Consider the following 12,580-nt stretch of genomic DNA (forward strand, 5'->3'; position numbering starts at 1 on the left):
GGTTTAGCTCCTTAGCTGTGGATGAATGTAGCTACTATACCTACTTTACTCAAAAACACTATTCCATCAGATCGCGCATATCATCGGCGTGCTCTTCCTCGACGGCCATGATCTTGATCAACAAATGCCGCGTCGTCGGGTCGCTGTCGCCCACTTTGACGATCATCTGGCGGTACGATTCGATCGCCACGCGCTCCGCGATCAGGTTGGCACGCACCATGCTTTGCACGTCTTCGGAGTCATCATACTCGGCATGGCTGCGTGCGAGCAATGTTGCCGGATTAAAATCTGGCTTGCCATTCAATTGCACGATGCGCTCGGCCAGCCAGTCGGCGTGCTCCTGTTCCTGCTGCGCATGCTCAAGGAATTCAGCCTTGATGGTGCCGTTGTCGCGTCCGCTCACGGTGTAGTAATGGCGCTTATAGCGCGCAATACACACGAGTTCGGTGGCCAGCGCCCCATTCAACAGGGTAATCAATTCCTCGCGATTGCCCTGGTAGCCGGCCGTCACGGCGCCGTCGTCCAGGTTTTTCGCGGCGGCGCGGATGGCGGCCGTATCGATGCCAGCTGGAATCTCAACAGATGTTGGTGTCATGATGCTTCCTTTCAAGTCTTGCATGGGTATCCACCGGCCAACCTTCGGCCGGTGCTGCCTTTCTACTGCCGCGTCAAATGGCGCGGCTTAGCGGCGGGCGGGAATCGCCGTGTTGTCCTCGGACAAGACGATTTCCACACGGCGATTCAGCTGGCGGTTTGCCGCCGTATCGTTGCCGGCTGCCGGATAGGCGGCGCCATAGCCCTTGGTGGCGATGCGGTCGCGGCTGATGCCTTGCTCCAGCAGCGCATTGCGCACGGCTTCGGCGCGGCGCTGCGACAGTTCCAGGTTGTGCGCGGAACCGCCCGTGCTGTCCGTGAAGCCTTCGATCAATACCGTGCGCTGCGGGTTGTTTTTCAGCACCTCGGCCAGCTTGCGCGCCGTATTCACGCCGTCGGCCGTCAGGTTCGCCTTGTCCGTGCCAAACAGCACGTCGCCCAAGGTGATCACCATGCCGCGTTCCGTTTTCTTGGCGGCCAGGTCGGCCAGCTGGGCTTCGAGTCCGGCGGCGCGGGCTTGCGCATCGCGCGCCGACGCTTCTGCCGCCTGCGCCTGGGCCTTGGCCGCTTCCGCATCCGCTTGCGCCGCCTGGGCACGCGCCGTGGCCTGGTCGGCCTGCTGCGTGCGCGCATCGAGGCGCAACTGGTCGCGCTGCTTGCCGGCATTGGCGATATCGGCTTCGGCTGCTTTCTGCTTGGCGACTTCTTGCGCCGTGGCTATCTTTTGCTTGGCCAGGTAGGCCAGCTTGTCGACTTTTTCGCTGTCTTCCTGGCGCGTGGCGGCGGCGTTTGCCGCTTCCAGCGCGGCGCTCGCTTCGCGGAATTCGCGTGGCGCATAGGTCGATACCATCGGATTCGATTGCGCCGCCATGTAGTCGCCGCGCGTCTGGTCGAGCAGGCTGGTGGTGGTCGGTGCGGAGCTGCAGGCGGCAACGAGGGCGGCCATGGCCAGCAGGCCGGGAATGGTGGTGTAGGTAGCTTTTTTCATGATGGAATCCTGTTCTTCTTGTTCGTTATTGTTTCGGGGCTTGCTGGTTGGCACGATCGAGTTCTTCGCGCATGACGCGGATGTTCTCGTTGATTTCATCGGCGGCGCTGGTGGCCTTGGCCGAATTGGCCTTGCTTTGCGCCAGCTTGGCGTCCGCTTGCGCCTGGTCGGCCAGGTCGCGCGCCAGCTTGTAGTCACGGTCTTTCAGGGCCTGGTTAGCCATGCGCATCTTTTCGCGGGCCGAACGCATTTCATCGGGTGCCAGGTCGGCGGCGCCGGCGCTGGCGGCGTTATCGACGGCGGCGCGCGACACGGCCACGTCGGCCGTGGCCGGCGTTTTCAGGCTGGAGCAGCCCGTCATCAGGACGATGGCGGTGAGGCAGGCGGCCAGAGCGGTCATGGGGCTGTTGATGGAATCTCGGTTTGTCATTTTTCTTCTCCTGGAGAATGTGATTGATGTGTAACAGGTGGAACGAATCAGGAACTGCGTTTGATGTATGACGTTATAGGCTCCGGCTCCCCGCATATCCGTTCGGTGCCGCACATAGAGTAGGAAATCGACAATACTTGCATCGGCAACGTGCGCCAGCGCACGCGCCGGGCCGCAAAAGCGAGAAACGAACCCGGCCGTGGAGCGATTCCTGTAGCATCGTGAATACTTGCCCAGAAAGAATCGTCCCCCCATGCAACTGTCCCGCCGCCAGAAAATCGCCCTCGCCAGCACCGCCGTGCTCATCGCCCTGCCCGTCGCGGCCGTCGTTACCCTGCTGCATACCGACTGGAACCGCGCCAAGCCCTGGCTCAATGCGCGCGCCAGCGAAGCGCTGGGGCGGCCGTTTGCCATCGACGGCGACCTGTCGCTGACGTGGGCGCAGCCGGCCGGCGGCGCCGGGCAGGCCGGCTGGCGCGCCTGGCTGCCCTGGCCCCACCTGCAGGCAAAGGACGTGCGCCTGGGCCATCCGAGCGCCATGACGGACACGCAGGAAGCGGCGCAGCTGGCCACCGTCAGCCAGCTGGCGTTCTCGCTCAATCCGCTGGCCTTGCTGAATAAAAAGATCGTCATCCCCGAATTGCGCTTCGATACGCCGCAAGTGCGCTTGCTGCGCAGCAAGGACGGCAAGAACAACTGGACGTTCGACAAGCAGGAACAGCCATCGCCATGGCAGCTGGAACTGCAAAGCGTGGTCTTCAGCAAGGGCACCGTGACCCTGAGCGATGGCGTGACGCAAGCCGAACTGCGCGCAGACATCGATACGCTGGCCGGCGGCGGACCCTACGGCATCGCCTGGCGCCTGTCGGGCAACTACCATGGCGACAAGGTGCAAGGCGGCGGCAAGGCGGGCGGCGTGCTGTCGCTGCAGCGCCAGGGCACGCCCTTCCCCATCCAGGCCGACATGCGCGTGGGCGGCGGCAGCCTGGCCATCGAAGGCACGCTGACGCGCCCCACGGACCTGGCCGCGCTCGACGTGCGGCTGAAGCTGTCCGGCCCCAGCATGGCCCGGCTGTACCCATTGACGGGCGTGCTGCTGCCGGAAACGCCGCACTTCAGCACGGAAGGCCATTTGACGGGCACCCTGGCGCCGCGCGGCGGCGAATGGGTGTACGACAAGTTCAGCGGCAAGGTGGGATCGAGCGACGTCGAAGGCAGGCTGGCCTTTTCCGCCAGCACGCCGCGCAAGCGCCTGACAGGCGAAGTCCACTCGCGCCTGCTGCAGTTTTCCGACCTCGGGCCGCTGGTGGGCGCCGATTCCAGCGCCAGCAAGAAGGAGCGTGGCGTGCCGTCCACGCAGCCGGCCGGCCGCGTGCTGCCGGTGGAAACCTTCAGGACGGAGCGCTGGACCAGCCTCGACGCGGACGTGCGCTACACGGCCGACAAGATCACGCGCGACGCCGAATTACCGATCAGCAAGCTCGACACGCACGTGGTGCTGGCGGACGGCGTGCTGTCCTTGACGCCGCTCAACTTCAACGTGGCCGGCGGCACCCTCAGGTCGCAGATCAAGCTCGACGGCAGCGGCAAGGTCGTCGCCAACGGCATCGCCGCCGAACTCAAGGCCAGCGCCCGCCACCTGCACATCCGGCAGCTGTTTCCCCGCCTGCCGGCCCTGCAGGCCAGCGTGGGCGAGATCAATGGCGACGCCTCGCTGTCGGCCACGGGCAACTCCGTCGCCACCTTGCTGGGCAGCTCGAACGGCGAAGTGCGCGCGCTGATCAACCGGGGCAGCATCAGCAAGCTGCTGCTGGAAGAGATGGGCTTGAATATCGGCAGCGTCGTGCTGGCCAAACTGGCGGGCGACAAGCAGGTCAGGCTCAATTGCATGGCCGCCGATTTCGTCGTCACCAAGGGCTTGATGCGCACGCGCCAGTTCATCGTCGATACGGATGACGCCGTCCTGAACATCGACGGCACGGTGAACCTGGCCGATGAACGGCTGGACCTGACCCTGCAGCCTGACAGCAAGGGCTTGCGCATCTTCTCGCTGCGCTCGCCCCTGTATGTACATGGCACCTTCAGCAAGCCCGACGTGAGCGTCGACAAGGGCGTGCTGGCCCTGCGCGCCGGCGGCGCCCTGGCGCTGGCCGTGGTGGCGCCCGTGGCGGCGCTGCTGCCGCTGGTCAATACCGGCCCCGTCGAGGACAGCGAATGCGCGGCCCTGCTGGCCCGGGCGCGCGTCAAACCGGTGGCGCCCCAGCCGGGCAAGCCCGTGCGCAAGCCACGCTAGGCGTGGCGTGTGTGCTTTTACAATTGTTACACCCCTATGTGCGTTGGCGAACAGACCCTGCCTTGCCACAATCCTATTCTGTGATCGTGCCTTAAACACCCAAGACGTGGCGATACGAAGTCCCACCGGCCCCCACCATGCCGGCGCCACGAGGTCCGAATTCATAGGAGAACTATCATGCAAATCATTAAAAAAATCGCCGCCACCACTTCCGTTGCCGCCCTGCTGCTGAGCCTGACGGCTTGCGCCAACATGTCGAACCAGGATAAGAACACGGCCATCGGCGCCGGCGTCGGCGCCGTTGCCGGCTCCGTGCTGACGGGCGGCAGCGCCGTCGGCGCAGTCGGCGGCGCCGCCGTCGGCGGCGTGATCGGCAACCAGGTCAAGCCGAAGTAATTCGGCCGGCCGAAGAGCGGGGTGGGCGCGCAGGCGCCTGCCCCGCTTTTTTGCGTGCGGCTGCCATTGACGATATGGAAAAGTTACGCTGAGGAAGTTAGACGAAGACGTTGGCCATGCCGATGGGGCCGGCATCCTTGACCAGTTCGTAACAGCGGCAGGACACGGCTTCCAGGCCGGCCGAATCGAGGATCTCGATGTTGCCGCGGCTATAGCTGATGAGTTTTTGCTGCTGCAGCGCACTGGCCGCCTTGGTCACGCCGACCCGGCGCACGCCCAGCGTATGGGCGAGGAATTCATGGGTCAGGTGGAATTTTTCCGACTGCAGGCGGTCGCGGGTGATCAGCAGGGAACGGGCCAGGCGCGCTTCGAGCACGTGAAAACGGCTGCACACGGCGATCTGGATGGCTTGCGCCAGCAGGGTGTCGGTGTAGCGGTACAGCAGGCGCTGCAGGGAATCGAGACGGACGAATTCGGCGCAGAAGTCGGCCCGCGCGATGCGGCTGGCCGTGCCGGAACGTTGCACCACGGCACGCACTTGCGCCAGATCATGCCCGAGCGCGACGGAAGCGCCCAGCACGCCTTCGCGGCCGACGGAACCCACTTCAAGCGTCATGCGGCCTTCCGCCACGGCCAGCAGCGAAATCAGGCAGTCGCCGGGAAAATAAATGTAGTCGATGGACTGGCCCGGCTCGTACAGCACGTCGCCCACCTCGACCGTGACGGTGTGGAACAGCGCCGACAGGTGCCGCAGGTCAGGCTCGGGCAGGCTGGCCAGCAGGCGGTTGCCGGCGGCAGGCGTGCTCAAGCCGGAACGGCCTGTATCGCGGGACAGGTTCAAACTGGCGGTCATTGATGGCATTGCCTTTTCCTGGTCGTCGTTACAACTCGACATAATTTTTACCTAGCCTACGGTGCGGCACAGGTCCTGTATGTACGGTGACGCACGGAAGCGCGGGACGCGGCACAGCACACTGGCCGCACTGGCTTGCAATACCGGCCTGGCCAGCCCGAGAACACGCAGTAGCGGATTCACTATTTTAAAAAACCAAGGAGCATTCCATGACTACCACCACCAAATCCCTCCACCCGCTGGTCATTGCCGCCGCCGTCGCCGTCCTGCTGTTCTGCGGCGTCGGCACGGCCGCCCTGATGGGCTGGCTGCCCTCCTCGCAGGGCGACACGCAGCCGCTGGCGGCGAGCACGTCGGCCGAGCAGATGGCCAGCCTGCAGGCCAACCAGCCGAACCCGGCGCCGGCTGGCATGCAGCCGCTGGCCGCCCTGCCACAGCAGCCACAGCCGATCCAGCAGCAGCCCGCTCCCGCGCGCCAGCCACAGCCACAGCCACAACAATATGCGGCCGCGCCGGCACCGGCGCCGCAGGTGTGCAGCAACTGCGGCGTGATCGAAGCCATCCATGAAGTCAATACGCGCGCCGAAGGCAGCGGCGTGGGCGCGGCCGGCGGCGCCGTCGTCGGCGGCTTGCTGGGCAACCAGGTCGGTGGCGGCCACGGCAGGCAGCTGGCCACCGTGCTGGGCGCCGTGGGCGGCGCCGTCGCCGGCAACCAGATCGAAGGCAGCGTGCGCGCCACGCGCAGCTACAACATCGTCGTGCGCCTCGATAACGGCAAGACGCGCACCGTGCACCAGAGCGCCGCGCCGAACTGGCGCCAGGGCGACCGCGTGCGCGTCGTCAACGGCGGCCTGCGCGCGCTCGGTTAAGCGCGGCACGGCGGCCCCGCCGCCCGCCCCAGTGGCAAAACAGATACACGCCCGGCCCGTCCGGGCGTTTTCTTTTTGATAATGTTCGTTGGCGTACAGATGAGTTGGCAATGACGCGAGATGATGCACTCAGGAAATATCAACCGTGCTCACCTCAAGGAGATGCGATGAATCACGACAAGACTGGCAGCAAGCGGATCTGGCTGGGCTTTATCGGCGGCGGCATGCTCGCCACGGCGCTGGGCTTTTGCGCCTTGGACCTGGCGCCGGCGGCCAGCAGCGCGCCCGTGTTCGGCGTCATGCTGCTGCTCACCGGCGGCATGCTCAGCTGCCTGGCGGGCGCCGTCGGCATGGCCGGCATGCTGGCCTGGCTGCCGGGCATGGACGGCGAGCCGGCGCTGGCGCGCGACAGCGGCGCGGCAAATAAGCTGGCTAAATAAGGCTTGTGTACGGCAGCGTACAGATAGTTTCAGAAACAAAGTAGACAATAAGTCATGGCATCAACGTTGCGCGATATGCAGGGCAACGCGAATGACAACATAACGATGGCAGCGCCACCCGCTATCGGCTTGCAAGCCGGAAACAGGCCAGCGCCGCCATCCACACACTACTCACGGAGGACACATCATGCTCTACACAATCGCAGTAGTACTCATCATTCTTTGGCTGCTGGGCCTGGTAACATCCTATACCATCGGCGGCTTCATTCACATCCTGCTCGTCGTGGCCGTGATCATGATCCTGTTGCGCCTGATTAGCGGACGCGGGCTCTAGCCCGCCAGCGTCTGCGCAGGCCGGGCGGTGCGCGTGCAAACGGGCGCCGCCTTTTTGCGTGCGCTGGCAAGCAGGCCCATTTTGCAGTAACGTGTGCAGGTAGCTCTGGGTATGTCCCAATAACAAAACAAGGAGAAAATCCATGAAAGCATTCAAGAACGGCGCTGGCGCCAAACCCCTGATCGGCGTGCTGGTCCTCGCGCTGGCCGCCACCGGCTGCGCGGACATGTCCGCAACGCAACGCGGCACGGCCACGGGCGCCGGCATCGGCGCAGGCCTGGGCGCCCTGATCGGCGGCACCACCGGTGGCGGCAGCAGCGGCCGCACGGCCGGCGGCGCCCTGCTGGGCGCGGCCGCGGGCGCCGTGGTCGGCAATATCTGGTCGAACCGCATGGAAAACCAGAAACGCGCGATGGAGCAAGCGACGCAAGGCACGGGCGTGCAAGTGTCGCAAACGGCCGACAACCGCCTGAAGATGGAAATCCCCAGCGATATTTCCTTCGACACCAACCGCGCCGACATCAAGGGCAACTTCCGCCCCATCCTCGACCGCTTTGCCGCCACCCTGAATGAAAACCCGAACACCACGGTCAGCATCATCGGCCACACGGACAGCACGGGCAGCGATTCCATCAATGAACCGCTGTCGGTGGAACGCGCCGCCCACACGCGCGACTACCTGGCCATGCGCGGCGTCTCGCCGACCCGCATTGTCACGGAAGGCCGCGGCGCCCGCGAGCCGATCGCCTCGAATGCGGATGCGGCCGGACGCGCACGCAATCGCCGCGTGGAGATCTATGTTGCAGAATTAGCACCGCGCTAGGCTTCCAGCAAGACGAACTGACACCATGCGGTTCAGGGCCGGGTTCTGTCTCAGACAGAACCCGGCCCTTTTCATGTGACCCTGACGGCGTCGTGATTCGCGGGACATGGACGCCTTCAGAGGCTGGAAAGTCCCGCCCTGCCGCCGCGCCCGCCTGGCTGCTGGTTTACTTGCAGCGGGCGTACATCAGAGACTGCCTGGGTTCCTCGGCAAGATTGGGCAGGACCAAGTGCCGCGAAAGCTTTCCTTCAAGCATAAACCCGGCCTTTTCCAGGGTACGCGCCGAGGCACGATTTTCCGTATCACAGCTTGCCTGGACGCGAAAACAGTGGGGCAGCGCCAGCGCGGCCTCGCTCACGGCACGGACGGCCTCGGACATGAGACCGGCGCCCCAATACTTGCGCTGCAAAACGTATCCGATATCGATCATATGCGCATGCAAGCTTGCTTCCAGCATGCCGATAGCTGCGTCCTCGTTTCCCTGATGGGCCAGGACATAGGGACGGCTGCGACCGCTATCCCATTCCTCTATGCAATATGCAATAAAGGCTTCCGTGTCGGCGATGGCGCGGTGCGGACGCCAGAGCAAATAGCGGACGACGTCAGCATCTTGAGCATACGCATCGAAAATAACCGCGATGTCTGCTGTGCGGGGTTTACGCAAGGTGATCCTTGGCGTTCGCAGTACCGCTGGAAGAGACAGCAACATAGAAAATCCTCGATACGGTTCGGTAACTTGCAAAAAGTCAACAATATGGATGTGCGTCAGCCGTGGAATGGAGCGCATTCCTGGCCGTGGCGAATTATTGAGGCGATCGCTGCGCTCAATGCCGGGAGCACTTGGCAAGCTTATCCTGCATTGATTGAAAGCGCGCGCAGGCAGGACTATGCAGAGGGGTTATTTGTCGTCACGGCCGTTCCGGGGCTGTCGCAGGATCGTCTGCGAAGTAGCCAGCCCTCACGCCATCGACAGCGGCCGGCCCGTGCCGAGTTGCCCCCCAGTAAGCTGGCGTCGAGCTTGCTGAGGGGGTCACGCAGTCTGCCGGCTATGTTGTCATGCGCGGCGCTTTACTTGGCCGTGCTCGCCTTGGCGCCGCTCACGCCCTCTTTCGCCACCTTGGCAAAATCGCCCGCCGTCACCACCGACACGGCCGCTGGCTTCAGGTGCTCGCGCAAGGCCTGGTTCACTTGCGCCAGGGTCAGGGCGGAGACCTTCGCTTCCAGGTCCTTGTCGTAGGCCATGGTGCGGTCTTCGGCAAGGTAGCCGGCCAGTTCGCGCGCCAGGCCGCTGTCCTGCGTGCGGCCCACTTCCTGCGATTGCAGCCAGCCTTTCTTCGCTTCGGCCAGTTCCTCCTGCGTGAAGCCGTCGGCCAGCGCCTTGGCGATTTCCTCGCGCAGGGCCGCTTCCACCTTGACGGTGTTTTGCGGCGCGCTGATGGCATACGCCATCCAGTAGCCGGCCGGCTCGCGCGACGGCACGCTCACTTGCGAACCGACGCCGTACGACAGGCCTTCCTTCTGGCGGATGCGGTCGGCCAGGCGGCTGCGCAAGGCGCCGCCACCGAGCATGTGATTGGCCATCAGCAAGGCCGGATAGCTGGCGGCGTCATCCTTGAGGGGAATCGGCTGGATGGCGAACAGCACGCTGTTGGCCTTGTCCGGTGTTTCCAGCGTGACTTTCTCGCCGCTGACGGGCTTGACGGCGTCGGGAATGCGCACGTAGGACTGCTGCGCCTTCCAGCTGCCGTACAGGCTGGCCACTTGCGCCTTCAGCGCGGCCGGGTCGAAGTCGCCCACGGCGGCAAAGGTGGCGTTCGACGCGCCATAGTAGGCGCCATGGAAGGCTTTCACATCGCTCACCTTGATGGCTTTCCATTGCGCCAGCTCGGCTGGCAGGGTGGCCACATGGCGCACATGGCCTTCCGGCGTGGCGTCGAGCAGGCGGCGGAAGGCATTCACGGCCAGCGGTTGTGGTTCAGGCAATTCCTGCTCGGCGCGGCCCACGCGCTCGCGCTGCAATTCCAGAAATTCCGTTTCGTTCAGGGCCGGTTTTTGCAGCACTTGCGCCAGCAGGTCCATGGCGGCCGGCAAGTTCTCGCGCTTGCCCATCAGCATGGCGGTGACGCCCTCGGCGCCGCCCGAAATCGCCACTTGCGTGCCCAGCTGGTCGAACTTGTCCTTCACTTCCTGGCGCGACAGTTTATCCGTGCCGCGCGACAACAAATTGGCCGTGTAACTGCCCACTTGCCCCTTGCCGCGCAAGCTCTCTTCGCTGCCTAGCTGCAATTTCAACACGACGCTCACGGTGCCGCCCTTGGTTTTCTTCGGCAGCAAGGCGCCCTTCAAGCCGTTCGGCAAGGTAAAGCGCTGCGTGCGCGCCTCGATATTGTCGGGGCTGGGGTCGAACGCCTCGCCCTGCGCCACGACGGCGCGGCCCGTGTAGCCGGCCAGCTGCGGCGCCACGTCGGCATAGGCCGGCACGACGGTGCGGTCCGGCGCATCGGTGGGGATGAAGCGGCCCAGCGTGCGGTTCGAGCTCTTCAGGTATTTCTCGGCCGCCGCCTGCACCTGCGCCGTCGTCAGCTTGTCGAGCTGGTCGCGCTGCAGGAAGAACAGACGCCAGTCGCCGGCCGCCAGCGACTCCGTCAGGGCGATCGTCATGCGCGCCGTATTCGAGGTGATCAGCTCGACCTGCTTGTTCAGCTGCTGTTTCACGCGCGCCACTTCCGCATCCGTGATCGGCTGCGATTTCAGCTCTTCCAGCACCTTCAGCATGGCCGCTTGCGCCGCATCGAGGTTGCCATCGACGGGCACCAGGGCGCCAAACAGGTTGTAGCCCGGTTCCAGGTTGCTCACCGAGTTGTATTCGATCTTGCTGGCCAGCTTGGTTTCCACCAGCGCCTTGTGCAGGCGGCCGGCGGGCGCGTCCGTCAGGACATGGCCCAGCACCTCGATGGCGACGGCGTCCGGGTTGCCGGACGGCGCCACGTGGTAGCCGGCGCCGACGAATTGCGTGCCGCCGCTGCGGCGCACCGTCACGGCGCGCTCTCCATCCTGCACGGGTTCGGCCGTGTAGGTCGGTTCGATCACGCGCGTCGGTTTCGGGATCTTGCCGAACAGTTCATTGATCTGCTTCAAGACCTTCGCTTCATCGAAGCGGCCTGCCACCATCAGCACGGCGTTATCGGGCTGATAATACTTATGGTAAAACGCGCGCAGGCGGGGAATGTTGACCTGTTCGATATCGGAACGGGCGCCGATGGTCGACTTGCCATAGTTGTGCCAGTCATAGGCGATGGCCTGGATGCGTTCGCTGGTCACGCCGATCGGGTCGCTCTCGCCCATTTCGAACTCGTTGCGCACGACCGTCATCTCGCCCTTCTGCGTCTTCGGGTTCCACAGGTCGTTCTGGTCGATGGCCGCGTTGACCATGCGGTCCGCTTCCATGGCCAGCATCTGGCGCAGGTTATCGTCGTTGGCGGGGAAGGTGGCGTAGTAATTGGTGCGGTCGTACCAGGTGGTGCCGTTGAACTGCGCGCCCGTCGAGTTCAGGATCTCGACCGGGGTTTTCGTGCCCTTCCTGACGCCGAAGTTGGCGCTGGGCTTGAACAGCAAGTGTTCGAGCAAGTGGGCCATGCCCGTTTCGCCATAGTTTTCATGGCGCGAGCCGACCAGGTAGACGATGTTGGTGGTCAAGGTAGGCTTGCTGGCGTCGGGAAACAGCAGCACGCGCAAGCCATTGGCCAGCCGGTACTCGGTGATGCCTTCAACGGAAGTGACCTTCACGGCGGCACCGCGGCTGACGGCAGGCTTGCCGGTTTTCTGGGTCGGGGCCGCTTCCACGGGGGTGGCGGCCAGAATGAACGAAGGCGAGAGGATACCGGCGGCAAGCAGGAGGGCGGTAATTGGTTTCAAGGCGGATTCCTGGTAACACTACGTTTAAAGATGCGCTAGCACAATGAAAGATGCGCTAGCGCAATGCGATACGGCCGCAAGAATTGCCATGGACCCGCGCTGCGTCTTCGCTGCCCAGGGAAATGATTGCTCTCGCAATTTACGGCATACTTATCAGTTACGCAAGTCCCTGTCATCAAGCTGTTATCTGCCCGTGTTATACTCATGGTTCCAGAACTATCTGCCTGTATATGAGACGAGCTCTCGTCCTGCTCTGCCTTTTCGTTTTCATCGCTTTGCCCCAGGCGTTTGCCAGCATGGCCTACGCCAGCCCTTCCCCATTCCAGCAAGCAATTGCGGCCGGCGTCATCGCCACGCCCGCCGCCGACTCCGAGAGCCATGACGCCGGCACCCTGACGGGCCTGCCCGGCGACAGCTGCGCCTTGGAAGAGTGCGACAACGACCCCATCACGCTGTACCCGAACCCGCGCCTGGAGGCGCCGTTCTGCGCCATCATTTGGCAAGCGGGACCGGGCGCACTTGCCGAAGCGGACGTGCGGACGGCCACCCGGCCGCCGCGCGTCCGCCACTGATAGCGCCGCACGCATCGCATTCAGGCCTGGGGCATATTACCCCCCAAGCAATCTTTATTTTGATTTAACTTTA

General features: G+C 64.1%; 13 protein-coding genes. 7 read left to right on the top strand and 6 right to left on the bottom strand.

The features are described from left to right. Nucleotides 1–58: 58 nt before the first annotated feature. The 3 genes from BXA07_RS20670 to BXA07_RS20680 form a co-directional block, all read right to left on the bottom strand. Complete coding sequence (locus tag BXA07_RS20670; protein ID WP_076570445.1) at nucleotides 59–595, bottom strand: ferritin-like domain-containing protein; 537 nt, start codon at nucleotides 593–595, stop codon at nucleotides 59–61. A gap of 87 nt (nucleotides 596–682) precedes the next feature. Then, on the bottom strand, nucleotides 683–1,582 hold the full coding sequence (locus BXA07_RS20675) for an OmpA family protein (RefSeq protein ID WP_076570446.1): 900 nt from the start codon (nucleotides 1,580–1,582) through the stop codon (nucleotides 683–685). Nucleotides 1,583–1,607: 25 nt separating this feature from the next. Then, nucleotides 1,608–2,012 (bottom strand): DUF4398 domain-containing protein, encoded by a 405-nt coding sequence (locus BXA07_RS20680; protein WP_076570447.1) that lies wholly within the window; start codon nucleotides 2,010–2,012, stop codon nucleotides 1,608–1,610. A 253-nt stretch (nucleotides 2,013–2,265) separates the two neighbouring features. Here BXA07_RS20680 and BXA07_RS20685 point away from each other — a divergent pair, with 253 nt between their 5' ends. Continuing rightward, nucleotides 2,266–4,305, top strand: coding sequence for an AsmA family protein (locus BXA07_RS20685; RefSeq protein ID WP_076570449.1), 2,040 nt, complete (start codon nucleotides 2,266–2,268; stop codon nucleotides 4,303–4,305). Nucleotides 4,306–4,482: 177 nt separating this feature from the next. Then, the gene (locus tag BXA07_RS20690) at nucleotides 4,483–4,701 is read left to right on the top strand and encodes a glycine zipper 2TM domain-containing protein (protein ID WP_076570450.1); all 219 of its coding nucleotides are present in this window, start codon (nucleotides 4,483–4,485) and stop codon (nucleotides 4,699–4,701) included. A 97-nt stretch (nucleotides 4,702–4,798) separates the two neighbouring features. Here the strand turns inward: BXA07_RS20690 and BXA07_RS20695 are convergent, their stop codons facing one another. Beyond that, nucleotides 4,799–5,563, bottom strand: coding sequence for a Crp/Fnr family transcriptional regulator (locus BXA07_RS20695; RefSeq protein WP_083708433.1), 765 nt, complete (start codon nucleotides 5,561–5,563; stop codon nucleotides 4,799–4,801). 200 nt (nucleotides 5,564–5,763) lie between these two features. Here BXA07_RS20695 and BXA07_RS20700 point away from each other — a divergent pair, with 200 nt between their 5' ends. The 4 genes from BXA07_RS20700 to BXA07_RS20710 all read left to right on the top strand — a co-directional run bounded on the left by BXA07_RS20700 (nucleotide 5,764) and on the right by BXA07_RS20710 (nucleotide 8,020). After that, nucleotides 5,764–6,423, top strand: coding sequence for an outer membrane lipoprotein (locus BXA07_RS20700; protein WP_076570452.1), 660 nt, complete (start codon nucleotides 5,764–5,766; stop codon nucleotides 6,421–6,423). A gap of 167 nt (nucleotides 6,424–6,590) precedes the next feature. Then, nucleotides 6,591–6,863, top strand: a complete 273-nt coding sequence (locus BXA07_RS20705) for a hypothetical protein (protein WP_076570454.1) — start codon at nucleotides 6,591–6,593, stop codon at nucleotides 6,861–6,863. Between the two features lie 187 nt (nucleotides 6,864–7,050). Then, nucleotides 7,051–7,197, top strand: a complete 147-nt coding sequence (locus BXA07_RS30320) for a lmo0937 family membrane protein (RefSeq protein WP_121670992.1) — start codon at nucleotides 7,051–7,053, stop codon at nucleotides 7,195–7,197. Nucleotides 7,198–7,339: 142 nt separating this feature from the next. Next, nucleotides 7,340–8,020 carry a YiaD family glycine zipper/OmpA-like lipoprotein gene (locus BXA07_RS20710; RefSeq protein ID WP_076570456.1) on the top strand — a complete coding sequence of 227 codons (681 nt, stop codon included), beginning with the start codon at nucleotides 7,340–7,342 and terminating at the stop codon, nucleotides 8,018–8,020. 166 nt (nucleotides 8,021–8,186) lie between these two features. On the opposite strand, the gene BXA07_RS20715 is transcribed toward BXA07_RS20710, so the two are convergent. Next, nucleotides 8,187–8,867, bottom strand: coding sequence for a GNAT family N-acetyltransferase (locus BXA07_RS20715; RefSeq protein ID WP_139335680.1), 681 nt, complete (start codon nucleotides 8,865–8,867; stop codon nucleotides 8,187–8,189). Between the two features lie 221 nt (nucleotides 8,868–9,088). After that, nucleotides 9,089–11,935 (bottom strand): M16 family metallopeptidase, encoded by a 2,847-nt coding sequence (locus BXA07_RS20720; RefSeq protein ID WP_076570459.1) that lies wholly within the window; start codon nucleotides 11,933–11,935, stop codon nucleotides 9,089–9,091. A 296-nt stretch (nucleotides 11,936–12,231) separates the two neighbouring features. Here BXA07_RS20720 and BXA07_RS20725 point away from each other — a divergent pair, with 296 nt between their 5' ends. Beyond that, entirely contained in the window at nucleotides 12,232–12,507 is a 276-nt protein-coding gene (locus BXA07_RS20725; RefSeq protein WP_076570461.1) for a hypothetical protein, read from the top strand. The last annotated feature ends 73 nt before the right edge of the window (nucleotides 12,508–12,580 follow it).

Source organism: Janthinobacterium sp. TND4EL3, from assembly GCF_900156175.1.
Classification (GTDB): domain Bacteria; phylum Pseudomonadota; class Gammaproteobacteria; order Burkholderiales; family Burkholderiaceae_D; genus Janthinobacterium.

Coding starts and splice junctions, on each gene's coding strand:
- BXA07_RS20670 (WP_076570445.1), bottom strand. CDS start 595: ATGACACCAACATCTGTTGAGATTCCAGCTGGCATCGATACGGCCGCC.
- BXA07_RS20675 (WP_076570446.1), bottom strand. CDS start 1,582: ATGAAAAAAGCTACCTACACCACCATTCCCGGCCTGCTGGCCATGGCC.
- BXA07_RS20680 (WP_076570447.1), bottom strand. CDS start 2,012: ATGACAAACCGAGATTCCATCAACAGCCCCATGACCGCTCTGGCCGCC.
- BXA07_RS20685 (WP_076570449.1), top strand. CDS start 2,266: ATGCAACTGTCCCGCCGCCAGAAAATCGCCCTCGCCAGCACCGCCGTG.
- BXA07_RS20690 (WP_076570450.1), top strand. CDS start 4,483: ATGCAAATCATTAAAAAAATCGCCGCCACCACTTCCGTTGCCGCCCTG.
- BXA07_RS20695 (WP_083708433.1), bottom strand. CDS start 5,563: ATGCCATCAATGACCGCCAGTTTGAACCTGTCCCGCGATACAGGCCGT.
- BXA07_RS20700 (WP_076570452.1), top strand. CDS start 5,764: ATGACTACCACCACCAAATCCCTCCACCCGCTGGTCATTGCCGCCGCC.
- BXA07_RS20705 (WP_076570454.1), top strand. CDS start 6,591: ATGAATCACGACAAGACTGGCAGCAAGCGGATCTGGCTGGGCTTTATC.
- BXA07_RS30320 (WP_121670992.1), top strand. CDS start 7,051: ATGCTCTACACAATCGCAGTAGTACTCATCATTCTTTGGCTGCTGGGC.
- BXA07_RS20710 (WP_076570456.1), top strand. CDS start 7,340: ATGAAAGCATTCAAGAACGGCGCTGGCGCCAAACCCCTGATCGGCGTG.
- BXA07_RS20725 (WP_076570461.1), top strand. CDS start 12,232: ATGGCCTACGCCAGCCCTTCCCCATTCCAGCAAGCAATTGCGGCCGGC.